The sequence below is a fragment of the Streptomyces sp. NPDC051051 genome, from assembly GCF_040682975.1.
Taxonomy (GTDB): Bacteria; Actinomycetota; Actinomycetes; order Streptomycetales; family Streptomycetaceae; genus Streptomyces.
The window spans coordinates 12,932-39,721 of sequence record NZ_JBFBCB010000059.1 but is presented as its reverse complement, the minus strand read 5'-3'; the positions used below and the strand labels follow the sequence as shown (position 1 = coordinate 39,721).

The window sequence follows — 26,790 nt, the reverse complement described above, 5'->3', positions numbered from 1 at the left end:
CCACCGAACACATCCTCACCCAACTCCCCACCCCCACCCCACAGACATAACCCACAGACATAACCCACACCCCCACACACCACCCCCACACCACCCCACCAGCACCCCACACCCCACGGAAGATCCACCATCTTGAAGTCGCTGGTCACGGGGCTGGTGTGAGCCGTTGATCGTATACTCGTGCTGGTCGAGGGCGGCTGTCTGTGCTCAAGATCGTCTGCCGTTCCGGCGTTCCGGCGTTCACGGGTCTGCGGATTCCCCGGCGTGTGCGGGGTGGGTGTCCGTACGATCCGGGCGGGGGGGTACGGATCATGGACGTGGTGCGGCGGGCCGACGGCCCGGTCATGGTGAAGCAGGTCTGCGGTGACCTGGGGACCTCCCTGGAGCCGGCCCGCTCGCGGGCGATGCGGGCGAAGCTGAACCGGCTGACCGAGCGGGACTGGCTGCGCAAGCTGGCCGACGGGAAGTTCACCAGTGCGCTCCGCGTAAGCGGAGGTGAGCCGTCGGCGAACCCCTCGACGCCCACCGTCTGGCTTTGTATGTGAGAACGGGTTCTGGCTCAACTTCTGTGGTGCGGCACGACCGCTCGGCGCACCACAACCGATGAGCGAAGGAATCCACAGGTCAGCGCCTTACGCAGAGGCAGGTGCTGCCTCACACGGCCCGACACCACAAAAGTTGAGCCAGAACCTGAGAACGGGCAGCGTTTCGACAGCGGTTCGGGCGGCGGCCGAGCGTCGGTGCCGGTACTGATGTTCACGAGTTACGGTTCTGGCGCAACTTCTGTGGACCTGAAGCGAGGCGGCAGGTCCGTGCGCCGTACTACGTCCTGGTCGGCTGCGGTGCCGACGGGATTTGAACCCGCGAGACAGATGGGAGCAGGTCCGCCCCGTCTCCGTCAGTCGCCGTGGGAGGGACCTCGCCCACGGCGATCGCAATGGACCGCTCTGCCACGGCACCGCAACCTGCGGAAATGCGCGCACTCCCGTTCTGGCTAAGCGTAGAGACACCGTTCTCTGCGGACGAATCTTTATCTGGTCGCCGGCAACCGCTGCCACGGGTCCACAGAAGCTGTGCCAAAACCCGAGTTACGACAGCAGCAGAGCTGTCTGTCATGTGCAGCAGTCGCATCCGGGACGGCAGCCACACGCGTCTTCTTCGGCCATCGCCAGGCCAGGGCTCGCCGTGGCGGGGGTGGAGGGCGCGCAGCAGCCCTTGCCCCGCCAAGCGTCGCGGCCCTCCTTCACGGCGACGCCGACGATGACCAGGGCGGCGATCGGGTCGGTCCAGGACCAGCCGAGCGTGGCGTTGAGGACCAGGCCCACCAGGAGGACGGCGGATAGGTACGTACACAGCAGGGTCTGCTTGGAGTCCGCGACCGCAGAGGCGGAGCCGAGTTCGCGGCCGGCCTTGCGCTGGGCCGCGGACAGGAACGGCATCACGGCCAGGGACAGAGCGGCGATGACGATACCGGGGATGGAGCCTTCGGCCTCCCCGGAGCCGCTCAGGGCGCGGACGGCGTCGACGGTGACGTACGCGGCGAGCGCGAAGAAGGAGACGGCGATGATCCGCAGGGTGGCCTTTTCCCGCGCCTCGCGCACCGCGTGCTCGCGGGCCGAGAACTGCCAGGCCACCGCGGCGGCAGAAGAGACCTCGATGACCGAGTCCAGGCCGAAGCCGATCAGAGCGGTTGAGGAGGCGAGCGTACCGGCCGTGATCGCGACGATCGCCTCGATGACGTTGTAGGTGATCGTCGCGGCGACCAGCAGCCGTATCCGGCGGACGAGCGCGTCGCGGCGGGCCGTGGACGGGCCGAGGGACATGGATATGTCCGCAGTCATCAGCAGCAGCCCTTCTCGTCGGCGTCGGCACAGGCGCGGTCGGTCTCGACGGCCACCACGGCGGTACGCAGGTCGTCGAGCGCGTGGCCGAGGCGTTCGTCGGCCAGCTCGTAGCGGGTGCGCCGACCGTCGGGCACGGTGACGACCAAGCCGCAGTCGCGCAGGCACGCCAGATGGTTCGACAACCGGGTGCGGGAGATCCCGAGAGCGTCAGCAAGATCGGAAGGGTAGGCGGGGGCTTCGCGCAGGGCGAGCAGGAGACGGCAGCGGATCGGATCGGCGAGCGCGCGGCCGAACCGGACCAGCACCTCGATGTCAGAGGCAACAGCGAGCACACCACAACAGTACACAGATTCCTGAATTCAGAAAATCGTGAACTGCAGATCGCCTGAGCAAACACACAGCGGAGGCGCTGCCCGTTCTCGTGCACGTCGAGTACGCCCCCACCCGGGTGCTGCTCGACCCGGTGTACACCCGCTGTCGCAACTGACGTACAGAGCCACTCGCCATGGACCTGGAGGACGCGGGCAGCAAGGCCAGGTTCTTGATCCGCGACCGGGACTCGAGGTTCACCCAGGTCTTCGACGCGGTGCCGGCCGATGCCGGGCCGGAGGTCGTCCTCAGCGGCATCCGGATGCCCTGGATGAACTCCATCATGGAACGGTGGATCCAGACCTGCCGACGCGATCCGCTGGACCACACCTTGAGCTGGAACCAGTGCCGTCTGCTCGACGCCCTACGCACGTTCGAGTCCTTGCACAACAGGCATCGGCCTCACCGGGCCCTGAGCCAAGCCGCCCCGCTCCGCTCACTGCCCAAACCGATCACCGAACCAGGACAGACCACACGCTTGAAGCTCCGCCGACGAGACCGGCTCGGCGGGACCCTGCACGAGTATCACCACGCTGCTTGACCAGGCCGGATGATTATTCGGCACCCGTACGCCCACTACGCCGGCGATGTCGCCGCCGACGCCGCCATCGGCCTGCTCAGCGCCCGGCTCACCCGGCACGCCCCACACCTGCTCATACGGCGCTGGCGATAATCACCCCATCGGCAGAAACGCCTGCCTCCTCAGCCTTGCCGACCGACACGCACTCCAGCAGCACGAACCTCTCAGGGAGCCGATCACCACCGCTCCCCCATTGCACCGACGCCCCGACTGCTCCCTCAAGTTCAGGATGCCAGGCTCTTCCCCGGCGCGGCGCCGTGGGTCCACAGTGGAGGCAGCACCACCACATGGACACCGGAGGCCGCCATGCTCCTCCTCGGCATCGTCTTGCTGGTCGTCGGCTTCGTCACCGGCATATCCATCCTGTGGACGATCGGCATCGTCCTCGCGGTCATCGGCGCGATCCTGTGGATCATGGGCTCCACGGGACACGCGTTCGCCGGCCGCCGACACTACTGGTGACCGCCCTGGGGCGGCTTCACCCCACCCAACCGCCGAGCCGCCGCATCCGACCGCCGACGCCCTACAGCGGGCGCTGGCCGTCGACAGCGCCGCCAGGGTCGTCGGCCAGAGCGAGGCGTGTGGTGATGCGTTTGCCGACCGGCTCCCGCTGAACCTCAAAGCCCTGGGCGACGGCCATCACGATTTCCAGGCCGTGCTGGCCGACCCGGCCTACATCCGCGGCCCGGGCCACCGGCAGGACCGGATCGGAGTCTCACACCACGACCTCGACCAGGTCCCCGACGATCCGCAGGTCCAGCAGCACCGGGCCCGGCGCGTACTTGCGGGCGTTGGTGACCAGCTCACTGACCACCAACTGCGTCAAGTCCAGTGCGCGCTGCGAGACGGGCAGGCCGTGCTCGGCCTGTACCCGGGTGAGGAACTGCGTTGCCAGGTGGCGGGCCTGGGCGATGACCGTGCCGTCACCGTCCAGGGCCACTGTGGTCCGCATGGTCTGCTCGCCTGGGACGGTGCCATCCTCATTCACCGGGACTGGTTCCACCACGGCCCGCTTTCGCTCCCCCGTTCACACCCCCGCGCGTACCCGCGCCCACGCGGTACACGTTCCACACCCTGCGCACCGGCTCCCCCACCAGCGCACGGGGCATCACCCAGGCCGTGCAGGGCACACTGCCGGGCGAGAGTCTTGGTGTGCAAGTATCACCGACATGGCCGAAAACCACAGGGCGGAAACCACACCGGCCGAACAGTCCCGCGGACTGTCGGTCGTGGCCACCGCCACCGACGGCATCCGCGTCCTCACCGTGACCGGGGAGATCGACCACCACACCGGCGACCAGCTCCGGCAGGCCCTCGACGTCTCCGACGCTGCCCGGCCCCGCATCGTGATCGACCTGCACCAGGTCACCTTCATGGACTCCAGCGGCATCAACATCCTCATCACCACCCACCAGACGGTCACCGCCGCCGGCGGCTGGCTCCGCCTGGCCGCACCCGCCCACCCCGTGCAACGCGTCCTGCAGCTCGTCGGCATCGACCAGCTCATCGACTGCCGCCCCACCCTCCACCATGCCCTCACCCCCTGACCACAAGCTCAGCCGCACCACAGCCGAGTCCATGCCCCATGGCAAACACGGCGGTACATTCCTGGCACAGATCCAGGTAACAGCACAACCGGACACCCTGCTCCCCCAAGGTCTTGGCCCTGGGGTCCGCCGCCGTAGCCGACCAGCCTCCGCCCAAGCGGCGCCCGGAAGGCGAGAGCCGTCTCGCCTTCCCTGGTCGGCAACCCGATCGCTCCGAGAGAAGCGATGATGCGCACGTTGTGGGAGGGGCGGACCTCGCGACACGGCGCCCGACCACGACTGCGTCCGGGTCATGAGGGCGCCCGGGCCGGACCGCACCGCTGGTCGACGTCCTTCGCCACCGACCTTCAAGGGCCGTGCGGCACACCGTCCACGGCCCGGCCCGGGACCGGAGAGTCAGCATGTGTGTATGAAAGGTGCCGGCGTCGGCGAGGCGGGTGAACACGGACAGGGCGAAGTGCAGCTGGTGGCGGGCGGTTTTCGGGGAGCGGGGCAGGCTGCGCGACCACTGCTGATCATGTTGGTCTCCCTGGCTCGCCGGGGCGGCCGTGGCGTTGCAATCCTCGGCCGCCCCGGAAGGCGACCGCCAGGGCCATGTCCTCGTATTGTCCGGCCGGGCCGGTCCAGTTGCGATGCTCGGTCGTCCTGGAGGGCAACCGCCAGCCGAAGAGGCGGATCTCCAGTACCTGCCCCTGCAGAGTTGCGATCCTCGGTCGGGGCCGCTCGCCCGCTCCCGTGGTGGCCCTGGCGGAGCCGGGTGGGCTCCGCCAGGGCAGGCCGGATCGCTACGGCCTTGTGCGCGTGCCGGGTGGATCAGCGGGTGTAGGTGGTCCGGTGTTCCGTCAGGGAGCCGCAGTTGGAGCCGGTCACCTGGACGTAGGTGTTGGCGATGCCGCCGCCCCAGTCGACGCAGTGGCCCTTGCCGATGACGTAGGAGGGTCCGGCGTACGAGGTGTAGCGCCCGTAGTCGTCGTCGCCCTCGTTGGTGTCGGGGACGTAGATCCAGGAGGACATGTCCAGGGTGGTGCCGGGGTTGGTGCGGATGGTGACGACGCAGTTGTTGCCGTTGGTCGCGTTGTAGGCGAGGTACACGGTGCCCAGCGAGCCGATGGCGGCGGAGTTCACCGTCTTGTAGCCGCTTCCGCAGACCTTCTGCGGTGTGGTGTTGGGTGTGGCTGACGCGGGTGCCGCCAGGGCGGTGGTGGCTCCGACCGACAGAGCGGCCAGTGCGGCGGCGCCAAACATGGACCGAGTGAAGCGCATATTTCCCCCTTGTAATCTTAGGAGTTGGTTGCTCCTCCCATATGTGACGTGCGACCCCTTCGGATGGTTGCGTCGGATTTGCTGGTGTTTTCAGCCATAACCGACGTGGTGTTTGGCCGAGTTGAGGCGCAACCGACAGCGTTTGAGCACCGGTTGCCAGGTATGGGCCGTAAGGGGTGGAGGTCTGTGCGGTCTCGCCCGACCGTTGCGGCGGAAGGCGCCCAGCCGAACAGCCGGGCCGGATGGGCACGCAGTATCCGCTGGACTTCCGTGGTGCCGAGTTCCGCTGTGAGTCATGTCAGGGTGGTGCCGTAGACCCGGCCTTCCTCATGCCGGGTCCAGGGCCAGTCGCTCCCCCACACCATCCGCTCGCCGCCTCCGACGCACAGCAGGCCCCGCAACATCATCGTGGCCGTCCGTGGCGCCGAACGATATGGTGCGGACGCCTTCACCCACACATGCTGTGCGGCCAGCAGGCGGGCGAGCGCAGCCGAGCCGGGGTACGAGAGTGACGCGGCCCCCGGCAGCCCCAGATGGTCCACGACCACCGCACCGGGCCAGCAAAGCCTCCCCCCTGGAGTATGCGCGTCACCGGCCTGCCGGGAGGTTCCCGCGGGACGGTTGCGGCTGGAGGGAGGGCAGGGTCAGGTGCCACCAGTCGGTCAGGCGGTCGTTGAGGACGGTCGCACCCTCGAGGGCCTCGGTGAGGGTGCACAGGCCGAAGAACGCGCGCACCAGGGTCCGGGCCGCGCGGGCGGGGCGGACGTGCTCGTTGACCTGCCCTGACAGCCGGGCCTGCGCGAGCAGTCGCGTGGCGGCGGCGGTCCACAGCGCGAAGGGGTCGGGAAGGGGTGCCTTGATGACGGTGCGCTCGGCCCACAGACGGGCACCGGCACGCGTCACGGGATCCCGGGTGAGGGCATGGGCGATGTCGTAGCTGAGGGCGACGAGCCGTTCGAGCGGGGGGACCGTCTCGTCTCCGTAGCGTGCGGCGAGCTGGGACCAGGTGGCGAACCGGTCCTCGACGACGGCGACGGCGATGCCCTCCTTGCCGGTGTAGTGGAAGTAGACCGCGCCACTGGTCCGGCCCGACCTGGCGCTTATGTCGTTGACGCTGGTGGCCGCGTACCCCTGTTCAGCGAACAGTTGGGCAGCCGCTTCCAGCAGTGATCTGCGGGTTGTCTTCGCCCGTTCCTGCAACGTCCCGTCCGCCCTCGCTCTGTTTTCACGCCGGCCACGAATTTAGTGCGCCGGCGTACGCCCGGAGTCCAAACGGGCACTTTAGTGCGGTAATTACGCAGTTCTTTCGAATGCGAACGCGCGCGAGTGGTAAAGGACGCAAGGCGCTCCGGGCCCCGCGCGGCCAAACAGGCGTGACAACTGGCTTGCGCGCAGGTGGTGTTGACGGTCCGGGCGGCTGCATCACGGCTGTCGCCGCCGCACGGCCATACGCCTGTTTCCGACGCCCGTCGAGTCACTGAAAAGGGTTATTGCTCGATTTGCCTGGACGGAAATAACGTAGTGGAAGCTATCTTTCCGTTTTCTGCGGATAGCCGGAAATGCCGCATGCGTGCATGCGAAGGCATGGGAGGCCCCAGTGACCACCTCGGACCACGATCTGCTCGACTGGTCGCCCGAAGCCGTCGTCTTCGACTGCGACGGCACCCTGATGGACAGCGAACGCCACTGGCAGGAGGCTCGCAGCCGGGCCTTCCGGGAGCACGGACTCCAGCCACCGCCCGGGTTCGCGGAGCAGGCCCTTGGCCTGCACTACGAGGACTGCGGCCGGCTCATGGCACAGTCCGTGCACAAACCCGAACTGACCGAGGACCTGACAGCCGCGCTTCTCGACCACTTCCTGGCACTCGTCACCGACGAACCGGTGACGATGCCAGGTGCGGTCCGGCTCGTACGACTGCTCTCCGGCCGGTTACCGCTGGCGGTCGCCAGCAACTGCCCGAGGGTCGTGGTCGAAGGCAGCCTGGAACGGGCCGGGCTGCTCGCGCACTTCCAGCACCTCGTCGTCCCCGACACCGGGGACCGCGTGCGCCCCAAGCCGCACCCCGACGTGTACGCCGTGGCGGCCCGGCTCTGCGGTGTCCCCCCGCACCGGGCGCTGGCGGTGGAGGACTCCCTGACCGGTGTGGAAGCGGCCCGCCGGGCCGGCCTGCGGGTCCTGGGCGTCGGTCCCCGGCCGCAGGGCGACGGCGCCACCCGGGCCGACCTGTGGTTACCGGCGCTGGACGCTCCCGAACTGCTGGCCTGGGCCCACGCGCTTGACAGCCCGCGGGGGACGCAAGGGCCCTGACAGCCCGCCGGGGTCCGGCAACGCCAAGCACTCGCACTCCCCGGTGGACACGGACGGCGGCACGCCGGTGCGGCGGGAGTACGCACCGCTGCCCCGCAAAGTGCGGCAGGAAACGGAACCAGCAGGGCTCCTGCGCTTCTGAGTTGAGGCGTCGGTCACCATCCTTAGCGGCACGGGAGCCCTGTCCGTCGCGCCTCTCAGCCCACGCCACCGGCATCACCGACCCCGGCCACACCAAAGAGGCTCGGCCGACGTGAGCAGGTCACCGCCATCGGGCGGTTCTGTGACCGTGTGTCCCAGGTGGACCAGCAGGCCCGACACTGCGCGGCCTGCACGATCACCTGCATGCTGTCGCCCGAGACTGCGGGCTGGTCCCTCGCCAGCCAGGTGAACCCGTCCGAGGCGGCCCACTTCACCAGCACCCCGGTCGGCGCCTCCGTCACCGCAAGCCCTGGCGTGCCGTCCTCCGCGTGGTCCGCGACCAGGTGGAACCCCGCCCGGATCAAGACATGCCGAACCTGCACGAGCAGGTTGGACGAAGCAGACGGCACCGGGCCCTGCCTGCCCCGATTCATCGTGGTCATGCCACCGGACTCAGAAACAGGCACCAGGCTTGTTCTTTGTCTTCCGTCCTCGAATGGTGTCTCGAACTGAGTCGCTCACCTGGGGGTTCGCCAGATGTGAGGGCGGCCTTCGTCTGATCCTGTGCTCCGACCAAGGTGCACGTGACCACGACGAAGGCCGTGAGGGTGAGTCTGCTGCCTGATGGTGTCCGGAGGTAAGCGTTCGCGGAAGCGTCACGCTTCCGGGGCGAGTTCTACGAGTGTCTGACCGCTCGGCGTGACGAGTTGTTCGAGCCGGCGGACGCGGTGCTGTGTGCGGATGGTGCGGTGAAGTCCCCGGTGGATTTGACGCTGTTGCCTGAGCATCGTCGTGGGCACGGAGCGATGTACGGCGGCTCGAACCACGGCCGGCTCGACGTCGACCGCCTGCGGACGGTACTGGCCGGTCTGCCGCTGCCGCGTTTCGACGGTGGGCGCCTGGTCCTGGCGGTCGATGTGTCGCCGTGGCTTCGCTCGGACGCGCCGTGCTCGTCGGAGCGACTGTTCTGCCACGTCCACGGCCGGGCGAAGACGGCGTCGCAGTTCATTCCGGGCCGGCCCTACCCCTTCGTGGCCGTGCTGGAGCCAGGCGCCACGTCCTGGACCGCGATCCTTGACGCGGTCCGGCTCCGCCCTGCGGACGACGCGACCGCGGTCACCGCCGCCCAGCTCCGAGGAGTCGTCGAACGGCTCGTCGCCGCCGGCCAGTGGCAGGCTGGGGACCCGGCCATCGTGATCGTGAGCGATGCAGGCTACGACGTCACCCGCCTCGCCTGGGTCCTGCGCGACCTGCCGGTCGAGCTGGTCGGCCGGGGGGCACGCGGGACGGCTCCTCACCGCAGGGTTTCGATGGGGCAGCGCTTCGGCAGGGACTTCTTGTACGGGGGTGCTGGTGAGATCAGACGGTTTGGCCGCCGTCGACGACGAGGGCGGTGCCGGTGGTGAAGGCGGCGTCGTCCGAGCACAGCCAGAGCACGGCGGAGGCGATTTCCTCGGGCCTGCCGAGGCGACCGACGGGTTCGTCGGCGATGAGTCCTTCGCGTCCGCCGGGGCGGGTGTCGTCGAAGCGGCGGATCATCTCGGTGTCGATGATGCCGGGGCAGACGGCGTTGACGCGGATGCCCTGTGCGGCGTGGTCGAGGGCGGCGGAGCGGGTGAAGCCGATGATCCCGTGCTTGGCGGCGGCGTAGGCGGCCTGACCCTTGAAGCCCTTGACGCCGGCGCCGGAGGAGACGTTGACGATCGCGCCGCCGCCCTGGCGGAGCATCTGCCGGACCTGCGCCCTGGTGCATAGGAACGCTCCGGTGAGGCTGACGCCGAGGATGCGGTCCCAGTCGTCCTTGGCGGTGTCGGCTGCGGCCTGGACGGGCTGCTCGACGCCGGCGTTGTTGAACGCGGCGTCCAGGCTCCCGAAGCGTTCGACGGTGCGGTCGACCGCGGCCTGGACGTCTTCTTCGCCGGTGACGTCGCAGGTCAGGGTGAGGGCCTGTCCGCCGTCGGCCTCGATGAGGCGGGCGGTCCCGCGCAGCCCGTCGGCGGACAGGTCGACGAGGGCGACCTGTGCTCCGGCGCGGGCGAAGGCGAGGGCGGTGGCCCGGCCGATACCGGAGGCAGCGCCGGTGACGAAGGCGGTCTTGTCATGGAAGTCGTAGGTGGTGGTCACGTGTGTTCTCCCGTCGAGAGCCGGGCCGTGGTCGAGGGGCCCGAGGGGGTGAGTCAGTGCCGTGAGGGCACCGGCGCGGTGGTGTCGTCGTGTACGCGGGCCGGAGCGGTGCGCTGGGCGACGATCCGCGCCGGACGTGCTGTGCCGCTGAGTGCGAGGGCGATGAGCGGCAGGAGGGTGAGGGTGGCGGAGACGGTGCCGACCAGGGCCGGGCCGGTCAGGCCGAGGGAGGAGTCCAGGGCTGTTCCGGCGAGGGCGGAGCCGGCGGCGATGCCGGTGTTGTAGGCGGAGGTGGTCAGCGCCGAGGTCAGGGGGGGGGCGTCGTCGGCGAAGCGGACGGCGAGGGAGGTGACGACGGGGTTGACGGTGAAACCGGCCAGGGCCATGACGAAGACCAGGACCACGGCGGTGACGGGGCCGGTCGACAGCGGGATCAGCAGGAACAGGGCCAAGGCGGTCACGGCGGCGGCGGTGGTCGTGGTGGCTATCGGATGGCGGTCGCCGAGCCGGCCGCCGATGGCGGTGCCGCCCAGGGCGCCGAGCCCGAAGACGATCAGGACCAGCGGGACGGCCCCGGCCGGAATGCCGGCGCGGTCGGTCAGCAGCGGGGTTACGTAGGTGTACGTGGCCAGGACCCCGCCCATGATCAGCACGGCGGCGGTCAGCGCCGGCCACAGCCGGCCCTGCCGCAGGGCACGGACCTCGGCCCGTACCGAGACCTCGGCTCGCTGCCCCGTGGCGGGGATGAACCGGCCGACGAACACGGCCGCGACTCCCGCGAGGACGGCCAGTGCCCAGAAGGGGCCGCGCCAGCCGGTGTACTGGCCGACGAAGGAGCCGATCGGCACGCCGACGACGTTGGCCAGGGTCAGGCCGCCCATCATGACGCCCACGGCCCGGGTGGCCCGGGCCGGGCCCGCGGCGGCGGTGACGATGACGATGACGAATCCGACGGCCCAGAACGCGCCGGTGGCCAGCGCCGTCACCACCCTGGCCGCGAGGACGACCGTGAAGGAGGAACTGAGCACGGCGACGACGTGCCCGAGAGCGAAGACCGCAAGAGCCGAGACGAGGGTCAGGCGCCGGGGCAGGCGCAGCGTGACCAGGGCCATGGCAGGCCCGCCGATGATCATGCCGATCGCGAAAGCGGTGATCAGCAGGCCCGCGTGGGAGACGCCGACTCCGAGGTCACCGGCGATCTTCGGGAGCAGTCCGGCGATGACGAACTCGGTGGTGCCCATCAGGAACGTGCCGGCGGCGAGCACCCACACGAGGAAGGGCAGCTTGCCCGCCCGGGTGCTGGCTGCGGAGGCCATACAGATACTTCACTTTCTCTCGGAGAGGGGACTCGAACGGTCACCCAGGTCAGGAGGCAGCTTCGACGGTGCCTGCTCCGGCGACGAGATGAGGTCGAAGGCCTTGTCCGGGTTCAGCCGGTGGCCGGGGCGGCGTGGTACTCCTCGTCGGTGACGGGCGTCAGCCAGTGGACGACATCGTGGTCGGCGTCGGCCTCGTTGAGGGCCAGGTGGACCATCAGCCGGTTCGGTGCGGCCCCGTGCCAGTGCTCCTCGTCGGCCTCGAACAGGACGCGGTCACCGGGCCGGATGACCTCGACCGGCCCGCCCCGGCGCTGGCACAGGCCGATCCCCTCGGTGACGAAGACGGTCTGGCCCAGCGGGTGACGGTGCCAGTGGGTGCGCGCGCCGGGCATGAAGTGCACCAGGTTGGCGCTGACGCGGGAGGGCTCGGGGGCGGCGGCGACGGCGTCGATGTAGACGTCGCCGGTGAACCAGTCGGCCGGGCCCTTGGCGGTGTCGATCGAGCTGCGGGTGATCTGCACGGTTGCTCCTTCGGGCGGTGGGAGGGTCAGGGCTTGAGGAGGGTCTTGACGGCGCGGCGCTCGTCCATGACCTTGTAGCCCTCGGCGACCTGGGCCAGGGGCAGGGTGAGGTCGAAGACCTTGCCCGGGTCGATCCGGCCCGTAAGGACGCGGTCGATCAGGTCGGGGAGGTAGCGGCGTACGGGGGCGGGGCCGCCGCGCAGGCCGACGTGGGAGAAGAACAGCTCCTGCCCGTCGACGGCGACGTCGTGCGGGACGCCGACGAAGCCGACGCTGCCGCCCGGGCGGGCCGAGTGCAGCGCCTGCTGCATGGCCTGGGCGGTGCCGACGCATTCCAGCACGCTGTCGGCGCCGATTCCGCCGGTCAGCTCCTTGATCCGGGCCACGCCCTCCTCACCGCGCTCGGTGACGATGTCGGTGGCGCCGAACTCGCGGGCGAGCTTCTGCCGGGACTCGTGCCGCGACATGGCGATGATCCGCTCCGCGCCCAGCTCCTTCGCCGCGATCACCGCGCACAGCCCGACCGCGCCGTCGCCGACGACCACAGCGGTCGAGCCGGGCTTGACCCCGGCGGCGTCCGCCGCCCACCAGCCGGTGCCCATGACGTCGGAGACGGCGAGCAGGCCGGGCCAGAACTCCTCGCCGGGCACCTCGTCGGTGGCGACCAGGGTGCCCTGAGCGTTGGGGATGCGCACGTACTCGGCCTGGCAGGTCGACATGAACTCGCGGTGCAGGCAGTTCGACGGGAAGCCGTTTTTGCAGTTCGCGCAGGTGTTGTCGGATGTGGCGAAGGAGCCGACGACGAACTGGCCGGGCCTGACCGCGGTGACCTCGGAGCCGACCTCCTCCACGAAACCGACGTACTCGTGGCCCATCGGGTGCGGGTCGCCGATCGGCTCCGCACCGCGATACGGCCACAGGTCGGAGCCGCACACACAGGTGACGGCCGTCCGGATGACAGCGTCGGTCGACTGGAGGATCTTCGCGTCGTCCACGGTCTCGAAGCGCACATCACCGGGGGCGTAGATCATTGCTCCGCGCATCAGGAGTTCCTTTGCGTACGAGGGGCCGGACCACCTGGGACGGCCCGCGTGCCGGCGTTCCCGGAAGCAGGAACACCATGGGACCGTGACGCTTCTGTCTGGCCGCAGGAACCGCCCGGGGAAACGCCACGCCATCCAGGTAACCCGCATCTCGCGGGCGCTACGAGTCACTGACAAAGGGTGTACCGGCAGTACATCCCTCCCATGGCGTGCCGGACGTACGGTCGGAGGGTGGACAACCAGGAAGAGGTCCGCGAGTTCCTCACCTCGCGGCGCGCGAAGATCACCCCTGAGCAGGCGGGGCTGCCCGCCGGACCCCGCCGACGCGTCCCGGGCCTGCGCAGGAGCGAGGTCGCGGCGCTGGCCGACGTGAGCGTGGAGTACTACGCCAAGCTGGAACGCGGCAACCTCGCCGGCGTCTCCCCCGCCGTCCTCGAAGCCGTCGCCCGCGCCCTCCGGCTCGACGACGCCGAACGCGCCCACCTGCTCCACCTGGCCCAGGCCGCCGACGGCACCGACGCCCTCACCCGACCCCGCCGACGGCGTACCAAGGACCAGTGGAAGCCGCACCGCAGCCTGCAGTGGACCCTGGACGCCATCACCGCCGGACCCGCCTTCGTCCGCAACGGCCGCATGGACCTCCTGGCCGCCAACCAGCTCGCCCGCGCCTTCTACGCCGACGTCTACGCCTCGCCGCACAACCAGGCGAACCTGGCCCGCTTCCAGTTCCTCGACCCCGCCTCCCGCCGCTTCTACCCCGACTGGGATCTCGCTGCCGACGTCGCCGTCGCCATCCTGCGCACCGAAGCCGGCCGCAACCCCCACGACAAGGACCTCCACGACCTCGTCGGCGAACTGTCCACCCGCAGCGACGCCTTCCGCACCCGCTGGGGCGCCCACAACGTCCGCCACCACGGCACCGGCACCAAACGCTTCCACCACACGGCCGTCGGCGAGCTCACCCTCGCCTACGAGGGCCTCGAGATGGCCGCCGAACCCGGCCTCACCCTCACCATCTACACCGCCGAACCCGCCTCCCCCTCCGAAGAGGGCCTACGCCTGCTCGCCTCATGGGCAGCCACGCCCCAGGCCCTCGCACCACACTCAAGCGACTGACGATCCCCGGCCGGCCATGACCGCGCTCACCATGACGCCCCTGTTGTTAGAGGCCGATGTTGTTAGAGGCCGACCACCGCGCCGAGATGACCGTCCGCTTCGTGATCCGGGAGCAGATCACCGACATCGCAGGCCTGCCCACCGCGCCGTGAGCACACAGCCGGAACCCGACACCACCACACCCGACATCGTGACGACGCCCGTTCCCGGCCTGCCGGCCCAGCGCGTCATAGGCGTCGATGATGAAGCGTGGTCAGGAGGTCGTCGCGGCTGGGGAAGTAGCGGTAGCCGGCAGACGACACCATGCCGAGTGCGCGCCACCGCCCTCACCGACAGCTGGGCCGCCCAGTGGCGGCGCGCTGACGTCGCACCTCTTCCTTGACGCTCGCCGTGATCTCGCTCCGGGCCCGCTCTCCGGCGTCTTTGATCGCTCCCGTGCACTCAGCCGGCCATCGGCCGGAGCATCGGTCGACAGTGAGAACGATGCTTCGAGGCCCTGCCCCGGTGTCCGGGCCGGACTACCGGGTTTCGCGCCCGGCGGCCCGGACCGGTTACCGTCTCGGTCCCGCGACGGCGTAGGCCGTAGCGCCGGCGATCGTGAGGACCAGGGCCGTCCAGGTGCCCACCGCCGTGTCGGGTGGCAGCAGCATCCAGGACGCCACCTGCGTCGGCCCACTCGCCGAGGGCGGGGGCGGGGCGAAGAACGCGTACGAGAGCCAGGCAAACGGCAGCGTCCACGCATACTGCCGTCCGCACGCCGCCGCCCCGACGGCGGCGAGCCCCATCAGCCCCCGCTGTCGCGGACGACGAACGCGGTGGTGGCCAGGTCCTCCCCCGTCGTCTGCACCGCCGACAGCACCGCGGCGACGGTCGCGGCGGCGAGCAGTACGTGCACCGTCCTGCGGGGGACCCAGCGGATCGCAGCCGTCCGGTCCAGCTCGAGGTCCCGCGACGAGCCCGTCCGCACGAGCACCTGAGCGCACAACACCCCAGCGGCGCAAGGCACACCGGCACTTCCAGCCGGGCAGCCCGTGCAAGGTCCCGGAAGCCATGACGCAGAGCGGAGGACGCGGCCGCCCGGTCAGCCCGCACTTCGCCGGCTCACGCCCGCCGAACGGCGCGACGGCATCGGTACGGAGCCAGCCGGCACCCGGGATGGCACGCACACGCCTCGTTCCTCCCCTGCCACCGCCCCGTCCACGACAGCACCCCTGCCGGCACACCCGGTGCGCTTCGCGGGTGACGGGCTTTCGACCCCTTCGGCCCCGACTCCACCACACCCCGGACACAGGTGTGCGGAGCGGTCGTTCACCGTCGGGTGGCAGTCGCCGCCCGACGGTGCGGGCCCGGTGGCTGAGGGACCGGGCCGTCAGCTACCTCGTCCTGGCCTTCAACTGCTCCAGTGCGGGGATGAGCATACGGAGATCGTCGCCGTCCACGGCCGTGTCCGCCAGGACCCGGACATCGTCCGGGGCGTCGAAGGCGATGCTCATGCCCACCGCGTCGAAGAGCGGGCCCTCGGCGTGGCATGCGCCGACGGCGGCGCAGCCGGTGAGGGCAACACCCAGTTCGTCGGCCCGTCGGACCGCGAATCTCCGCTGGTCGGCGGCGTTCACCGGGCGGGCCGTGTCGCCGACGAACAGACCCTCGCTGGTCTCCAGCGGCCGGCCCGAGTACGAGTGGAAGCCGAACCGGTCGGCCAGCTGGGCCACGATCGGCGTCCAGGACAGGGACAGGGCGATCGGCACCAGCCCGTTGCGCCAGCACCAGTCCACGGTCTCCTGGACACCGGTGCGCAGCGCGAGCCCCTCCAGTTCGGCGCGCAGCGCGCTCTCGGAGACTCCGTCCCAGCGGTCTGCGTCGGGACCCGTGTCGTCCGGCTCGGCGGTGCCGTCGGACGCGCACAGTCCGAGGCGCTTCTCGACGAGGCGGGTAAGGTCGCGCCCTTCGCTCAGGACGCAGTCGACGGAGAAGAAGACGACGCCCACGTGATCCGAGATGAACACGGTTCAACTATGCCATCGTCAGCGCCTCCGCTGTGCAAATGTGCACGATCGCTCCGCAAAGCATGCACGAGATGATGAACCCGCTCTCAGCAATGCCCGGGAGACCGCTCCGGACTCCAGGGATCTCCTGGTCGCACCGACGAGACGATGACAGGCGACCGGACACCGCGCACACCTCGCTCCGGAGCATCGCATGAGCCCCGACCACGTAGCCGTCGCCGTCATCGTCGTGCTGTCCGTCGTTCTCCTGGAATCGGCGGCGGGTGGGCTGACGTGCCGTCAGCCCGCCGTCGCCGGCACGCACGAGGTGGGCGTGCCCGAAGCCTGGTTCCCCGGCCGGCCCTGGTGGAGACCGCCGACGCGGCCGGGAACACGACCGCAGGGAGCTCATTCCACCCGCCGCGCAGCCCCTTGACCGCGCCGGTCTCCGCCGGACCTCGACCCGACTTCGACTGACCGAACTTCGACCGAATCGACGGGATCGCGCCGTTCCGCTGCAAAGTCGCGCCCCAGGTGTGCACCGCGGTCGAGCCGACGTGGGCTGGGATGACCGGCCGCGCCGCCGCGCTGCGCAGGACGGCCGAACCGTGGCTCCCGTACCGCACCCGAAGGGCAGGTCCCCACCGCACAGGAGGGCCCGGCTCCCTCGGTCTCGGAGAAGCCGGGCCGGATGCCGTTCAGGGACGGTCGAGCAAGTGGTCTCGGGGGTGAAGCCGTCGCGCCCACTCAGGTGCGTTCAGGGCCGCGGCCGCTTCGCGGGGAAGACTGAGGTGCGCATCCCGGCTGTACTCGCCCTCCGGTGTCGGAGTGATCAGGACGGTCCACGGGACGGGGCTCGCGGGGTACTCGAACCAGAACGGCCGGCCGGACCCGAACTCGATCGCGTAGACCGGAAGCCGGCTGACGTTGTTCAGGGCGACCGTGCCCTCGAAGGCGTCCAGGGACATACGGCTGAGCACCCGGTTGAGCCGGCCCGCCTTCCGCTGCGCGTCGAGGAACGCCACCTCCTCGCGTATCCGGTGCGGGGTGACACGGTCGAGGGCCTCACGGACCGCTGCGGCGGTGTGCGCCAAGGGCTCCTCCCGCAGCGCACGGGCCGGCACGGCGGCGGTGGTGTTGGAGACCGCGTTGCCCGCGTACCCGTGCGCCAGGCTCTCCGACAGCGCAGCGCGCAGACCGACCACGATGCCCAGCCGCTCCGTGGCCCCCGGTTCCCGGTCGCGCAGCGCGCCCAGCACCCGCCACACATGGGCGCTCAGGGCGTCACCGCTCGTTGCCCGCGCGTTGTCGCCTCCGGCGCGTGCCGCCTCCCGCAGCGCGAGGACCTCCGCCGAGGAGAACCGGGTGGTCAGGGTCCGCACCCGGCGCGCACGCGCGTTGACGCGCCAGATGAAGCCGAACTTGGCCCGTCCGGTGACCACCGCGTACTGCGGGTCCTCCGGCGCGGGCACCGTGCCCGCGGCGAGACCGTTCAGCACCGTGCGGTCGTAAGGGGGCGCCACATGGTCCAGTCCTCTGTGCGTGCGCGACCAGTGCACCAGGAAGTCGAGGAACGCTGCGCCGTCGACCACGCTGTGGTTGATCGAGACGCCGAGGACGGAACCGCCGCCGCGCATGTGCGTCACCTTGACCGTCAGCAGCGGAGTGTCGTGCCCGACGACACGGAAGGGGTTGACGGAGTGGAGGTACCGGCGCAGGTCGTCCTTGGCCGAGCGGCCGGGACCGTAGTCCGGCATGGGCCGCTCGCAGTGGCTCTCGGCGAACAGGGCGCCGGCATCGTCGCACACGACGCTCAGGCCACGGTCCGCGTCCCGTTCGAGGCGCCCGGTGAGCACGGGGTGGTGCGCGAGGGTCCGGCGCAGGGACTCCCGCAGTGCCTCCGTGTCCAGACGCCGGCGGTAGTAGAAGGTGCGGGACGTGGCGAAGGTGCCGTTCACCACGTCGTAGACGCTCAGTCGGACACGTTCACCGCTTGCCCCTCCGGCGCGCAGGAGCACGGTACGGTCGGCGTCGCCTGCCGCGGGGCCGCTTTGCATGAGCGTCTCCAGGATGGTCGGTCGAAGGCGGGCTGGCCTGGCACTCCAGCGTGACCGCTGCGAGGCGAGGAATTCCCTAGACCGGGCGAGCGGCGGCCCGCGCTCTGGGGGGATCCCTAGAGTCGCCCGGCAGCGCTGGCCCGTGCCTGTGCCCACGTGCTGATCTGGGATCCCCCGATCGATCGATACGGGCGTGGGGACCCGCTTCGACTGCGAGCCGGCCGTACGTGTCGTCCCCACCGGCACACTCAGGAGGCCATCAGCCGATGGGGTACGACAAGACCGAAATCCTGGACCTGGTTCGCGAATACCACCGCTCCGCCGTCTCGTCGGGGTTCGTGCCGGGCGTCACGCCGGTGCAGGCCTCCGGCGCCGTGCTCACCGAGGACGACCGCGTGGCCCTGGTCGAGGCGGCCCTCGACATGCGCATCGCCGCAGGCGTCAGCTCCCGCCGGCTGGAGCGGTCACTGGCGAAGTACTTCGGCCTGCGCAAGGCGCATCTGACCAACTCGGGCTCCTCGGCGAACCTGCTGGCGCTCAGCTCGCTGACCTCGCCGCAACTGGGCGAGCACCGTCTCAGGCCCGGCGACGAAGTGATCACGGCGGCGGCCGGCTTTCCCACCACGGTCAACCCGATCCTGCAGAACGGGCTGGTGCCGGTCTTCATCGACATTGAACTGGGGACCTACAACGCCTCGTTGGAGCGGGTGGAGCAGGCGATCGGGCCGCGCACCCGGGCGATCATGATGGCGCACGCGCTGGGCAACCCGTTCCCGGTCCGTGAGATCGCCCAACTGGCGCAGGACCGGGACCTGTTCCTCATCGAGGACAACTGCGACGCCCTGGGCAGCACCTATGAAGGACAGCTGACCGGTACCTTCGGCGATCTGGCGACGGAGAGTTTCTACCCCGCGCATCACATCACGATGGGCGAGGGCGGCTGTGTGCTGACCGACAACCTGATCCTGGCCCGGATCGTGGAGTCGATGCGCGACTGGGGACGCGACTGCTGGTGCGAACCGGGCGAGGACAACCGGTGCTTCAAGCGTTTCGAACACCAGATGGGCTCGCTCCCCCGGGGCTACGACCACAAGTACATCTTCTCCCACGTGGGCTACAACCTGAAGTCGACCGACGTGGCCGCGGCGCTCGGACTTCAGCAGCTCAGCCGTATCGAGGAGTTCGGAGCCGCACGCCGGCGCAACTGGGCGAGGCTGCGGGAGGGCCTGGACGGGCTGCCGCACCTGGTACTGCCCGAGGCCACCAAGGGCAGCGACCCCAGCTGGTTCGGGTTCGCCATCACCGTCCACCCGGACGCGCCCTTCGCCCCCGGTGCGCTCATCGATCACCTGGAGTCCAGCAAGGTCGCCACCCGGCGCTTCTTCGCGGGCAACCTCACCCGTCATCCCGCCTACGAGGGGCGCCGGTTCCGCGTCAGCGGGCCCCTCACGAACAGCGACGTCACCACCGAGTGCACGTTCTGGATCGGCGTCTACCCGGGTCTCACCGACGAGATGATCGACCACAGCATCAACACGGTGAGCGAATACGTGACGCTGCCGCACTGACTCCAGCCACGCCTCCTCGACGCCTGTTGCCCCGGCACCTGTACGGTGCCGGGGCAACAGGCGTGTGCACGGGGCAGCGCGGGGATCAGCCGGCGGCCGGCACCGCTCGACGGTCGGCGGCCCAGGTCTCCAGCAGATCCGCGGCCCGGGCGGCGCCACCGGCCCCACGGACCGCGTCCCGCATACGGGCGAGTGCCGCGGGAACCTCCGGGTCGTCGAGCAGGCCGGCCACCGCCGCCGCGAGGCCGGGGGCGCTCAGCCCGGATCGGGACAGCGACCGGCCCACCCCGCACCGCTCCAACTGCTGGGAGTTGACGACCAGTTCGTGCGCACGGGGCAGGGCCACGACAGGGACGCCGTAATACAGGGCTTCCATGAGACTGCCCATGCCCGCGTGGCAGACGAAGACGTCGGCGTGCGGCAGGACCTGCGGGTGCGGCAGCCAGGGATGCGCCTCGACGTGCGCGGGCAGCGGCCCGAGAAGCTCCGGGTCGTTGCCGCGCCCGAGCGTCATCACCACCTGCCAGTCGGCCAGGTCGAACGCCTCGGCGCACAGCCGGAAGAAGTCGCCCCGGTCCCCCGCCTCGGTCCCCAGCGACACCAGCGCCACACGCCGGCCGTCGGCGGGCGGGACCCACCGGCCGGAGTCCGGTGCCGGCTCGGTGAAGGTCGGGCCGACGAAGGCGAACCGGTCGTCGAAGCTGTCGCCCTCGATCTGGAAGGCGCGCGGCAGGAACACGAGGTTGCGCTGGTCCCACTCGGCGCCGTAGCGCGCCATCTCGTCCAGGCTGATGCCGTGCCCGCCCATGAAGTCGACCATGACCTTGGCGCCCTCGATCATCACCGGGTGGTCGGCGTCCCACATCTGGGCACGGAGCGAGAACGACTCGTTGGCGGCGTGGCTCGGGGACACCTGCACCGGCACCGCGTCCAGTTCACGGGCGAGGACCCGGGCGGCGGCAACCGTCTCGAAGTCGTACAGCACGACATCCGGCCGGTCGTCGGCGAACGCCTCCATGGCCGTGGGGAAGACGGTCCGCACGGTGTCCACGAGGAGGTTGTATCCGTCCGCGGCGAGCCGGTCCGCAGTGGGCTCGGCCGCGCGGTAGAAGTCGCCGCGGGCGGAGGTGTAGGTGACGGCCCGGGCGCCGGTCTCCTCGACGGTGGCGGCGAACTTCTCGTCGACGACGTAGGTGACGCGGTGTCCGCGGCTCAGCAGCTCGCGGCTCACGCCCAGGGTGGGGGCGATGTGGCCGAAGTCCGCGAAGAGCAACAGGGCGTAGTGCACAACGGGTGCGGGGGTGCCGGGCGGCATCAGCTCTCCTAGGGGGCGGGCGGGCGGCGGCGCCCGGCGTCGTCAGCGGATGGCCTCGCGGAGCGCCGCGTAGTGCGCCAGGCACTCCTCGTACCCCGCCAGGATCCCGGCGTCCCGGGCCTCGGCGACGGAGATGGCCGAGGAGTCCTTGGCCGACATCAGCGGCGCCTCCGACAGGCCCCAGGGCAGGTCGAGTTCGGGGTCGAAGGGGTCGATGTCCACCTGGGTGCCGGGGACGAACTCGGTGGAGCACAGATACGACACGCAGGTGTCGTCGGTGAGGGCCAGGAAGCCGTGGACCAGCCCTTCGGCGACGAACAGGGTCTCGCCGGACTCGGCGGACAGCTCGTTCACCTCGTGCACGCCCCAGGTGGGCGACCCGACCCGCAGATCGACGACGATGTCGAGCACCGCACCCCGCACCACGCACACCACCTTGGCCTGGCCCGGCGGGAGCAGCGTCCCGTGCAGCCCGCGCAGGGTGTGGCGGCGCGAGACCGAGTAGTTCACCTGGGCCACGGACACGGGGCGGCCGATCTCCTCGGCCAGCCGGTCGTGCCGGAACGACTCGTAGAAGCTGCCGCGCGCGTCACGCAGGTGGCGCGGGGTGATGTGGTACGCGTCCGGCACGGCCATCTCTCGAACCTTCATGGTGGCAACACCGTAGGCAATCCCGTTCGAGAACCGATCCAGGACCGGCCGTGAACGCATAGGGTCGACGGAGCCTGGAGCGATCCTGGACGGGCGGATGCCAGGGTGGCCGCCGAGGCCCGCGCGTCCGCGTCGCGGGTGCGGAAGACGAACGGGCACGCGTCGGCGGGCCCGGGAGGAGAACGGCATGACGGAGGTCGGTGTGCTGGGGCGACCGGACGGCCCTGATACGGGGTCCGGCCGGGTGGTCGTCCTGGGAGCGACCGGTTTCGTCGGCGGGCACGTGGGAGCCGCGCTGGAGGCGGCCGGGTACGAGATCGTCGCCGTCGCCCGCCGCCCGCTCAAGACTCCCTCTTCCTGGCGGTTGCGGCCGATGGACCTGGCGCACGGCGACCCGGCGGCCCTGGCCGAACTGCTCGACGCCGAACGGCCGGTGGCGATCGTCAACGCCGCCGGTGAGGTCTGGTCCCCCGACACCGAGGGCATGCGCCGCAACAACGAACTACTGGTGGACCGGCTGCTGGCCGCTCTCGCCGCGTCCGGGGCACGGCCACGGCTCATCCAGCTCGGGTCGGTGCACGAGTACACGCCACAGCCGCACGGGGTGTGGCTGACCGAGTCGTCGCCGGAGGAGCCGGTCTCCGACTACGGACGGACGAAGCTGAGGGGCACCCGGGCGGTCCTGCGCGCCGTGCGGGCCCGGGAGGCGGACGCGGTGGTGCTGCGGCTGTCGAACGTCATCGGCGCGGGTACGCCCAGGGCCAGTCTGCTGGGCCAGGTGGCGGCGCAGTTGCTCGCCGGCGGCCGGGACGGGGCACCGGCGCAGGTCCGGGTCGCCCCCCTGCGCAGCAGCCGTGACTTCGTCGACGCGCAGGACGTCTCGCGCGCGGTGGTCGCGGCGCTGCGTGTCCCCGGCGCCTCGGGGCGGGTGCTGAACATCGCCAGCGGCACCTCGCAGCACGTCCGGGACATGGTCGACCTGCTGCTCACGATCAGCGGGCGGCAGGCCACGCTGGTGGAGCGGGGCACCCCGGGGCTGCGTCCGGCCGCGGACCACGACTGGACCGGGGTGGACGTGTCGGCCGCCCGCGCGGTGCTCGGCTGGCAGCCGCGACGCACTCCGCGGGACATGGTGCAGGACCTGTGGGGGGCCGCCGTACGTCAGGACTGATCGCCCCGGCACCCGGACGCCGGGACACGGACACGAGTGCGAAAAGGAGCGGGACGGAGGGAGGGCGCGGGCGGGTGCCGAGCCTCAGCCGGGCAGCAGGTCGAGGTCCGCGGTGCTGACACTGTCGGTCAGGACGTGCTGGCGCAGCTGCTGAAGCCCGGGCGACGGGTCGAGACCGAGTTCGTCGCGCAGGACCGCGCGCAGGCGCTGGTAGACCTCAAGCGCCTCGCTGCGCCGGCCGCAGCGCTGGAGGGCGATGATGAGAGTGCCCTGGAACCACTCGTGCAGCGGGTGCGCGCACGCCAGTTCCTTCAGGTCCCCGACGAGTTCGCGGTGGCGGTCCAGCTGCAGGCCGGCGGTGATGCGCAGTTCCTGTGCCTGGAGGTGCAACTCCCCCATGCGCAGGGCGTATCCGCGCAGCAGGGGGCCGTGGGCCACGTCCGCGAAGAGCGGTCCGTCGCACAGGTCCAGCGCACGGCCGGCCAGGGTCTCGGCGGCGGCGGGGTCCCCGCAGGCCAGCGCGGTCCGCGCCGCACCGGTCAGCGCGGTGAACTCCTCCGCGTCGCACTCGCCGGGTCCCACCCGCAGCAGGTAGCCGTGCGTGTGGGTGACCAGCGGCCCGCCGTCGGGACCGTCCTGCTCCTCGCCCTCGTGCAGCGCCTTGCGCAGCTGGTAGGCGTACGTCTGCACGGTCGTGATCGCGCTGCGGGGCGCCCGGCCCGACCAGAGTTCCTCGGCGACGGCGGTCAGCGGGACGACGGTGTCGCGGCGGGCCAGCAGCAGGGCCAGGACCTGGCGCACCTTCGGCGCCGTCGGGGTGACGTCCCGGCCGTCGCAGGTGACCCGCAGCGGGCCCAGGGTTCGCCACCTCAGCACGGCACGGCTCCCGGGCGCGGCTCGGGCAGGGCGGCTCGGCGGGCGGCCGCCTCCCACACCTGGGGATTGTCGCGGTACCACGCGACGGTCTCGGCCAGGCCTTCGGTGAAGTCCCTTTGCGGCTCGTAGCCGAGTTCGGCGCGCGCCTTGCTCCAGTCCACGGAGTAGCGGCGGTCGTGGCCCTTGCGGTCGGTGACGTACTCGACGCTGTCCCAGTCGGCCCCGCACGCCCGCAGCAGCAGTTCGGTCAGCCGGCGGTTGTCCAGCTCCGTGCCGCCGCCGATGTTGTAGACCTCGCCCGCCCGGCCGCGGGTGCGCACGAGCTCGACGCCGCGAACGTGGTCGTCGACGTGCAGCCAGTCGCGCACGTTGAGGCCGTCGCCGTACAGCGGCACTTTCGCGCCGGTGAGCAGGCGGGTCACGAACAGCGGGATGATCTTCTCCGGGAACTGGTGGTGCCCGTAGTTGTTGGAGCAGCGGGTGACCCGCACGTCGAGTCCGTGCGAGCGTTGGTAGGACAGTGCCACCAGGTCGGAGGAGGCCTTGGAGGCGGCGTACGGGGAGTTGGGGTGCAGCGGGTGCTCCTCGGAGGTGGAGCCCTCGGGGATCGAGCCGTAGACCTCGTCGGTGGAGATGTGCACGAACCGCTCGACGCCGTGGCGCAGGGCGGCGTCCAGCAGGACCTGGGTGCCCAGCACGTTGGTCCGGACGAACTCGGCGGCGCTGAAGAGGGAGCGGTCCACATGGGACTCGGCGGCGAAGTGCACCACCTGGTCGTGTTCGGCCATCAGCGTGTCGACCACGGCGGGTTCGCAGATGTCGCCGACGCACAGCTGGTAGCGGGGCGAGTCCTGGACGGGGTCGAGGTTGGCGGGGTTGGCGGCGTAGGTGAAGGCGTCGAGAACGGTGACGGTGACGTCGTCGGGGCCGTCGGGCCCGAGCAGGGTGCGGACGTAGTGGGAACCGATGAAGCCGGCACCGCCGGTCACCAGGATGCGCGTGTGACTCATGTGGATGCGGCGCGTCACCGGGCGTACCGAGCGTGCGCCGTCCTCCTTCCTCTTGGGTTGTGCGGGGGTGGCCGCCCGGCGGGACGCGGACCCGGCGCGCCTCAGCCGCCGGCGGCCAGACCGGCCAGCTCCGGCACGATGTCGTAGGGGCTGGGCATGGCGGCGGACTCGTCGCGCAGTCTGCGGGCGGCGGCGGTGTGGGAGGGGTCGTCCACGAGCCGTCGGGCGAGGTCCGCGACCCGGTCGGGGTCGCCCTCGGTGTGGTGCAGGAAGAATCCGGCGCCGGCCTCCTGCAGGGCCCGGCCGCGCCATTCCTGGTCGGCGACGAGGGTGGAGACCGCCACTTGCGGCACGCCGTTGACCAGGGCGGTGGAGAAGGTGCCCCAGCCGCCGTGGTGGACGACGGCGGCGCAGCTGGGCAGCAGTGTGCTGAGGGCGACGCCGCTGACGGCCCGTACGTTGTCGGGCAGTTCGCCCAGGCGCTCGGTCTGCTCGGGCAGCAGTGCGGCGACGATCTCCGCGTCGAGCCGGGACAGGGACCGCAGGACGTCGGGCACGTCCACGTAGTCGCCGCCATACGCCTCGGTGTTGGTGCGTCCCAAAGTGACGCAGATCCGAGGTCGCTTGGGCTCCTGGCGCAGCCAACCGTCCAGCACGGCCCGGCCGTTGTAGGGGATGTACCGCAGGGACACGGTCTTCAGGTCGCTCGACGGGCGCAGGCTCGGGGGCAGGGTGTCGAGCGTGAACTGCCCGTTGAGGAGTTCCTCGTCGCAGCGCACGCCGTAGGGGCGGCCGCGCTCGTCGATCCAGTCGGCGAGGGGGTCCACGCGCTGCTCTCCGGGCATGTCCCGGGCCAGTTCGACGAAGGTGGCGCGGGCCTGACCGTAGACGTCCGCGCACCACAGCAGACGGGCGTGGGCGGCACCGCAGGCCCTGGCCGCGATGCCGCCCGCGTAGGCGATGGGGTCCCGTACGACGAGGTCGGGCCGCCAGTCGCGGGCGAGGGCGACGAGGTCGTCGAGGATCGGGTCGTTGTAGCGGGCGAATCCGTAGGGGACGCTGATCCGGTAGCGGGCGACCAGGCCGGCGTGGTCGATGTCGCCGTAGCCCAGGTGACTCCAGTTGGCGACGTCGGCGTCCTGGGAGTCCCGGGCGACGGCCATGTCGCGGTGCAGGTCGTGGTCGCTGCCGACCGGGGCGGCGGCCAGGCCGGCGCCGGTGATGACCTCGGTCAGCGACGGGGCGTTGGCCATCAGCACCTCGTGCCCGGCTGCCGCCAGGGCCCAGGCCAGCGGCACCATCGTGTAGACGTGCGACTTCTCCGGCAGGCCGGCGAACAGGACGCGCATGGGTTTGTCTCCTCGTCGGGGCCGCGGGGCGGGACGCGACGGACCTTCAGGCCGCCGGTTCCCGGTCCTCCCGCACGGATATGGCACTGAGCGGGCACGAATCGGCCGCCTCCTGTACTGCGGCGTGCAGGTCGCTCCCGGGCCGGTCGACCAGCAGCACGGCGAGTCCGTCCTCGTCGCGCTGGTCGAAGACGGCGGGTGCGATGAGCGCGCACTGGCCGGCGCCGATGCACCGGTCGTGGTCGATGGTGATGTCCATGCCGCCCCCTGTCAGCCGATCGGGTCCGGTCCGCATGCCGGGTCGCGCCCATCTTGCGGGCTTGCGGCGCGACCGGGGCCGCGCCCGGGCGCTGTCTGGGGTTTCTTCCAGTTATTCACGCGCTCCGTGCGGTTCCGCGAGCGGGCTGACCGGCCGGTACTCGGAAAATCCCTAGAGTGCTCCGGCGCCGCTGGCCCGGCCCGCACCGGCCGTGCTGGAGTGGCCGACAGGAACGGCGGCCCGCGCAACCGGACCGGGCGGCGACCAGTACCCGGTGAGGCCCGCTCCCGGACCGGCCGTCTCGGTGCACATCTGCCCGGACCGGCTCCCAGGCGGCCGTGGAAGGGGCACGCGAGCGGCCGTACGACGACTTC

At 70.8% G+C, this 26,790-nt stretch carries 28 protein-coding genes, 1 tRNA gene and 3 pseudogenes; 10 read left to right on the top strand and 22 right to left on the bottom strand.

The annotated features are described in order from the left end of the window. Positions 1–203: 203 nt before the first annotated feature. On the top strand, positions 204–545 hold the full coding sequence (locus tag AB0N31_RS31565; RefSeq protein ID WP_366061897.1) for a hypothetical protein: 342 nt from the start codon (positions 204–206) through the stop codon (positions 543–545). 295 nt (positions 546–840) lie between these two features. Here the strand turns inward: AB0N31_RS31565 and AB0N31_RS31560 are convergent. From AB0N31_RS31560 to AB0N31_RS31550, 3 genes are all read right to left on the bottom strand, one after another. Beyond that, positions 841–960 (bottom strand) — tRNA-Gly (locus tag AB0N31_RS31560). Between the two features lie 152 nt (positions 961–1,112). Further along, positions 1,113–1,841, bottom strand: a complete 729-nt coding sequence (locus AB0N31_RS31555) for a cation transporter (RefSeq protein WP_366061896.1) — start codon at positions 1,839–1,841, stop codon at positions 1,113–1,115. After that, a complete protein-coding gene (locus AB0N31_RS31550) occupies positions 1,841–2,176 on the bottom strand; it encodes a metalloregulator ArsR/SmtB family transcription factor (protein WP_366061895.1) in 336 nt (111 codons plus the stop codon). The genes AB0N31_RS31555 and AB0N31_RS31550 overlap by 1 nt, the downstream gene beginning before the upstream one ends. Before the next feature lie 173 nt (positions 2,177–2,349). Between AB0N31_RS31550 and AB0N31_RS31545 the strand changes: the two genes are divergently transcribed. The 3 genes from AB0N31_RS31545 to AB0N31_RS31535 all read left to right on the top strand — a co-directional run bounded on the left by AB0N31_RS31545 (position 2,350) and on the right by AB0N31_RS31535 (position 3,255). Beyond that, entirely contained in the window at positions 2,350–2,754 is a 405-nt protein-coding gene (locus tag AB0N31_RS31545; protein ID WP_366061894.1) for an integrase core domain-containing protein, read from the top strand. Positions 2,755–2,763: 9 nt separating this feature from the next. Further along, positions 2,764–2,886, top strand: a complete 123-nt coding sequence (locus tag AB0N31_RS31540; RefSeq protein WP_366061893.1) for a hypothetical protein — start codon at positions 2,764–2,766, stop codon at positions 2,884–2,886. Between the two features lie 213 nt (positions 2,887–3,099). Beyond that, a complete protein-coding gene (locus AB0N31_RS31535; RefSeq protein WP_366061892.1) occupies positions 3,100–3,255 on the top strand; it encodes a DUF6131 family protein in 156 nt (51 codons plus the stop codon). Between the two features lie 61 nt (positions 3,256–3,316). Here the strand turns inward: AB0N31_RS31535 and AB0N31_RS31530 are convergent. After that, positions 3,317–3,745 (bottom strand): annotated as a pseudogene (locus AB0N31_RS31530) (ATP-binding protein). Positions 3,746–3,962: 217 nt separating this feature from the next. On the opposite strand from AB0N31_RS31530, the gene AB0N31_RS31525 reads away from it, so the two are divergent. Further along, positions 3,963–4,340: an STAS domain-containing protein gene (locus AB0N31_RS31525; protein WP_366061890.1), complete on the top strand. Its 378-nt coding sequence runs from the start codon at positions 3,963–3,965 to the stop codon at positions 4,338–4,340. Between the two features lie 813 nt (positions 4,341–5,153). Here the strand turns inward: AB0N31_RS31525 and AB0N31_RS31520 are convergent. From AB0N31_RS31520 to AB0N31_RS31510, 3 genes are all read right to left on the bottom strand, one after another. Beyond that, entirely contained in the window at positions 5,154–5,603 is a 450-nt protein-coding gene (locus AB0N31_RS31520) for a spore-associated protein (RefSeq protein ID WP_366061889.1), read from the bottom strand. A 293-nt stretch (positions 5,604–5,896) separates the two neighbouring features. After that, positions 5,897–6,145, bottom strand: coding sequence for an amidohydrolase family protein (locus AB0N31_RS31515; protein ID WP_366061888.1), 249 nt, complete (start codon positions 6,143–6,145; stop codon positions 5,897–5,899). Positions 6,146–6,191: 46 nt separating this feature from the next. Beyond that, on the bottom strand, positions 6,192–6,803 hold the full coding sequence (locus AB0N31_RS31510) for a ScbR family autoregulator-binding transcription factor (protein ID WP_366061887.1): 612 nt from the start codon (positions 6,801–6,803) through the stop codon (positions 6,192–6,194). Between the two features lie 397 nt (positions 6,804–7,200). On the opposite strand from AB0N31_RS31510, the gene AB0N31_RS31505 reads away from it, so the two are divergent. Next, complete coding sequence (locus AB0N31_RS31505; protein ID WP_366061886.1) at positions 7,201–7,911, top strand: HAD family phosphatase; 711 nt, start codon at positions 7,201–7,203, stop codon at positions 7,909–7,911. 197 nt (positions 7,912–8,108) lie between these two features. Here AB0N31_RS31505 and AB0N31_RS31500 read toward each other — a convergent pair whose 3' ends face one another. After that, the gene (locus AB0N31_RS31500; RefSeq protein WP_366061885.1) at positions 8,109–8,495 is read right to left on the bottom strand and encodes a hypothetical protein; all 387 of its coding nucleotides are present in this window, start codon (positions 8,493–8,495) and stop codon (positions 8,109–8,111) included. 165 nt (positions 8,496–8,660) lie between these two features. Here AB0N31_RS31500 and AB0N31_RS31495 point away from each other — a divergent pair. Next, positions 8,661–9,458, top strand: a pseudogene (locus tag AB0N31_RS31495) (transposase). On the opposite strand, the gene AB0N31_RS31490 reads toward AB0N31_RS31495, so the two are convergent. The 4 genes from AB0N31_RS31490 to AB0N31_RS31475 all read right to left on the bottom strand — a co-directional run bounded on the left by AB0N31_RS31490 (position 9,412) and on the right by AB0N31_RS31475 (position 13,059). After that, positions 9,412–10,176, bottom strand: a complete 765-nt coding sequence (locus AB0N31_RS31490) for a glucose 1-dehydrogenase (protein WP_366061884.1) — start codon at positions 10,174–10,176, stop codon at positions 9,412–9,414. The pseudogene AB0N31_RS31495 and the gene AB0N31_RS31490 sit on opposite strands and share 47 nt — an antisense overlap. A gap of 53 nt (positions 10,177–10,229) precedes the next feature. Continuing rightward, the gene (locus AB0N31_RS31485) at positions 10,230–11,492 is read right to left on the bottom strand and encodes an MFS transporter (RefSeq protein WP_366061883.1); all 1,263 of its coding nucleotides are present in this window, start codon (positions 11,490–11,492) and stop codon (positions 10,230–10,232) included. A gap of 113 nt (positions 11,493–11,605) precedes the next feature. Next, a complete protein-coding gene (locus tag AB0N31_RS31480; RefSeq protein ID WP_366061882.1) occupies positions 11,606–12,016 on the bottom strand; it encodes a cupin domain-containing protein in 411 nt (136 codons plus the stop codon). A gap of 26 nt (positions 12,017–12,042) precedes the next feature. Further along, on the bottom strand, positions 12,043–13,059 hold the full coding sequence (locus AB0N31_RS31475) for a zinc-dependent alcohol dehydrogenase family protein (protein ID WP_366061881.1): 1,017 nt from the start codon (positions 13,057–13,059) through the stop codon (positions 12,043–12,045). A 231-nt stretch (positions 13,060–13,290) separates the two neighbouring features. On the opposite strand from AB0N31_RS31475, the gene AB0N31_RS31470 reads away from it, so the two are divergent. Beyond that, positions 13,291–14,175 (top strand): helix-turn-helix transcriptional regulator, encoded by an 885-nt coding sequence (locus AB0N31_RS31470; RefSeq protein WP_366061880.1) that lies wholly within the window; start codon positions 13,291–13,293, stop codon positions 14,173–14,175. Between the two features lie 217 nt (positions 14,176–14,392). On the opposite strand, the pseudogene AB0N31_RS31465 reads toward AB0N31_RS31470, so the two are convergent. The 4 genes and pseudogenes from AB0N31_RS31465 to AB0N31_RS31450 form a co-directional block, all read right to left on the bottom strand. Continuing rightward, a pseudogene (locus AB0N31_RS31465) lies at positions 14,393–14,570 on the bottom strand (TetR/AcrR family transcriptional regulator); the annotation flags it as partial. A gap of 389 nt (positions 14,571–14,959) precedes the next feature. Then, positions 14,960–15,148 (bottom strand): hypothetical protein, encoded by a 189-nt coding sequence (locus AB0N31_RS31460; RefSeq protein WP_366061879.1) that lies wholly within the window; start codon positions 15,146–15,148, stop codon positions 14,960–14,962. A gap of 400 nt (positions 15,149–15,548) precedes the next feature. After that, the gene (locus AB0N31_RS31455) at positions 15,549–16,181 is read right to left on the bottom strand and encodes a haloacid dehalogenase (protein ID WP_366061878.1); all 633 of its coding nucleotides are present in this window, start codon (positions 16,179–16,181) and stop codon (positions 15,549–15,551) included. A gap of 677 nt (positions 16,182–16,858) precedes the next feature. Beyond that, the gene (locus AB0N31_RS31450; RefSeq protein WP_366061877.1) at positions 16,859–18,217 is read right to left on the bottom strand and encodes an acyltransferase; all 1,359 of its coding nucleotides are present in this window, start codon (positions 18,215–18,217) and stop codon (positions 16,859–16,861) included. Positions 18,218–18,483: 266 nt separating this feature from the next. Here AB0N31_RS31450 and rfbH point away from each other — a divergent pair, with 266 nt between their 5' ends. Next, positions 18,484–19,785: a lipopolysaccharide biosynthesis protein RfbH gene (gene rfbH / locus AB0N31_RS31445; protein WP_366061876.1), complete on the top strand. Its 1,302-nt coding sequence runs from the start codon at positions 18,484–18,486 to the stop codon at positions 19,783–19,785. Between the two features lie 85 nt (positions 19,786–19,870). Here the strand turns inward: rfbH and AB0N31_RS31440 are convergent, their stop codons facing one another. Then, a complete protein-coding gene (locus AB0N31_RS31440) occupies positions 19,871–21,100 on the bottom strand; it encodes a macrolide family glycosyltransferase (RefSeq protein WP_366061875.1) in 1,230 nt (409 codons plus the stop codon). A gap of 42 nt (positions 21,101–21,142) precedes the next feature. Beyond that, the gene (locus tag AB0N31_RS31435; RefSeq protein ID WP_366061874.1) at positions 21,143–21,751 is read right to left on the bottom strand and encodes a dTDP-4-dehydrorhamnose 3,5-epimerase family protein; all 609 of its coding nucleotides are present in this window, start codon (positions 21,749–21,751) and stop codon (positions 21,143–21,145) included. Between the two features lie 187 nt (positions 21,752–21,938). On the opposite strand from AB0N31_RS31435, the gene AB0N31_RS31430 reads away from it, so the two are divergent. After that, positions 21,939–22,922 (top strand): NAD(P)-dependent oxidoreductase, encoded by a 984-nt coding sequence (locus AB0N31_RS31430; protein WP_366061873.1) that lies wholly within the window; start codon positions 21,939–21,941, stop codon positions 22,920–22,922. 84 nt (positions 22,923–23,006) lie between these two features. On the opposite strand, the gene AB0N31_RS31425 is transcribed toward AB0N31_RS31430, so the two are convergent. The 4 genes from AB0N31_RS31425 to AB0N31_RS31410 all read right to left on the bottom strand — a co-directional run bounded on the left by AB0N31_RS31425 (position 23,007) and on the right by AB0N31_RS31410 (position 26,416). After that, positions 23,007–23,798, bottom strand: coding sequence for an AfsR/SARP family transcriptional regulator (locus AB0N31_RS31425; RefSeq protein ID WP_366061872.1), 792 nt, complete (start codon positions 23,796–23,798; stop codon positions 23,007–23,009). After that, positions 23,792–24,808: a dTDP-glucose 4,6-dehydratase gene (rfbB, locus tag AB0N31_RS31420; protein WP_366061871.1), complete on the bottom strand. Its 1,017-nt coding sequence runs from the start codon at positions 24,806–24,808 to the stop codon at positions 23,792–23,794. The genes AB0N31_RS31425 and rfbB overlap by 7 nt, the downstream gene beginning before the upstream one ends. A gap of 101 nt (positions 24,809–24,909) precedes the next feature. After that, positions 24,910–26,157, bottom strand: coding sequence for an activator-dependent family glycosyltransferase (locus AB0N31_RS31415; RefSeq protein ID WP_366061870.1), 1,248 nt, complete (start codon positions 26,155–26,157; stop codon positions 24,910–24,912). Positions 26,158–26,203: 46 nt separating this feature from the next. Then, positions 26,204–26,416 (bottom strand): ferredoxin, encoded by a 213-nt coding sequence (locus AB0N31_RS31410; RefSeq protein WP_366061869.1) that lies wholly within the window; start codon positions 26,414–26,416, stop codon positions 26,204–26,206. Positions 26,417–26,790 lie beyond the last annotated feature (374 nt).

Excerpts from the sequence above, each read along its gene's own strand:
- AB0N31_RS31555 (WP_366061896.1), bottom strand. The coding sequence starts at position 1,841 with ATGACTGCGGACATATCCATGTCCCTCGGCCCGTCCACGGCCCGCCGC.
- AB0N31_RS31545 (WP_366061894.1), top strand. The coding sequence starts at position 2,350 with ATGGACCTGGAGGACGCGGGCAGCAAGGCCAGGTTCTTGATCCGCGAC.
- AB0N31_RS31540 (WP_366061893.1), top strand. The coding sequence starts at position 2,764 with ATGATTATTCGGCACCCGTACGCCCACTACGCCGGCGATGTCGCCGCC.
- AB0N31_RS31535 (WP_366061892.1), top strand. The coding sequence starts at position 3,100 with ATGCTCCTCCTCGGCATCGTCTTGCTGGTCGTCGGCTTCGTCACCGGC.
- AB0N31_RS31525 (WP_366061890.1), top strand. The coding sequence starts at position 3,963 with ATGGCCGAAAACCACAGGGCGGAAACCACACCGGCCGAACAGTCCCGC.
- AB0N31_RS31520 (WP_366061889.1), bottom strand. The coding sequence starts at position 5,603 with ATGCGCTTCACTCGGTCCATGTTTGGCGCCGCCGCACTGGCCGCTCTG.
- AB0N31_RS31500 (WP_366061885.1), bottom strand. The coding sequence starts at position 8,495 with ATGACCACGATGAATCGGGGCAGGCAGGGCCCGGTGCCGTCTGCTTCG.
- AB0N31_RS31485 (WP_366061883.1), bottom strand. The coding sequence starts at position 11,492 with ATGGCCTCCGCAGCCAGCACCCGGGCGGGCAAGCTGCCCTTCCTCGTG.
- AB0N31_RS31475 (WP_366061881.1), bottom strand. The coding sequence starts at position 13,059 with ATGCGCGGAGCAATGATCTACGCCCCCGGTGATGTGCGCTTCGAGACC.
- AB0N31_RS31450 (WP_366061877.1), bottom strand. The coding sequence starts at position 18,217 with ATGCAAAGCGGCCCCGCGGCAGGCGACGCCGACCGTACCGTGCTCCTG.
- rfbH (WP_366061876.1), top strand. The coding sequence starts at position 18,484 with ATGGGGTACGACAAGACCGAAATCCTGGACCTGGTTCGCGAATACCAC.
- AB0N31_RS31440 (WP_366061875.1), bottom strand. The coding sequence starts at position 21,100 with ATGCCGCCCGGCACCCCCGCACCCGTTGTGCACTACGCCCTGTTGCTC.
- AB0N31_RS31435 (WP_366061874.1), bottom strand. The coding sequence starts at position 21,751 with ATGAAGGTTCGAGAGATGGCCGTGCCGGACGCGTACCACATCACCCCG.
- AB0N31_RS31430 (WP_366061873.1), top strand. The coding sequence starts at position 21,939 with ATGACGGAGGTCGGTGTGCTGGGGCGACCGGACGGCCCTGATACGGGG.
- rfbB (WP_366061871.1), bottom strand. The coding sequence starts at position 24,808 with ATGAGTCACACGCGCATCCTGGTGACCGGCGGTGCCGGCTTCATCGGT.
- AB0N31_RS31415 (WP_366061870.1), bottom strand. The coding sequence starts at position 26,157 with ATGCGCGTCCTGTTCGCCGGCCTGCCGGAGAAGTCGCACGTCTACACG.
- AB0N31_RS31410 (WP_366061869.1), bottom strand. The coding sequence starts at position 26,416 with ATGGACATCACCATCGACCACGACCGGTGCATCGGCGCCGGCCAGTGC.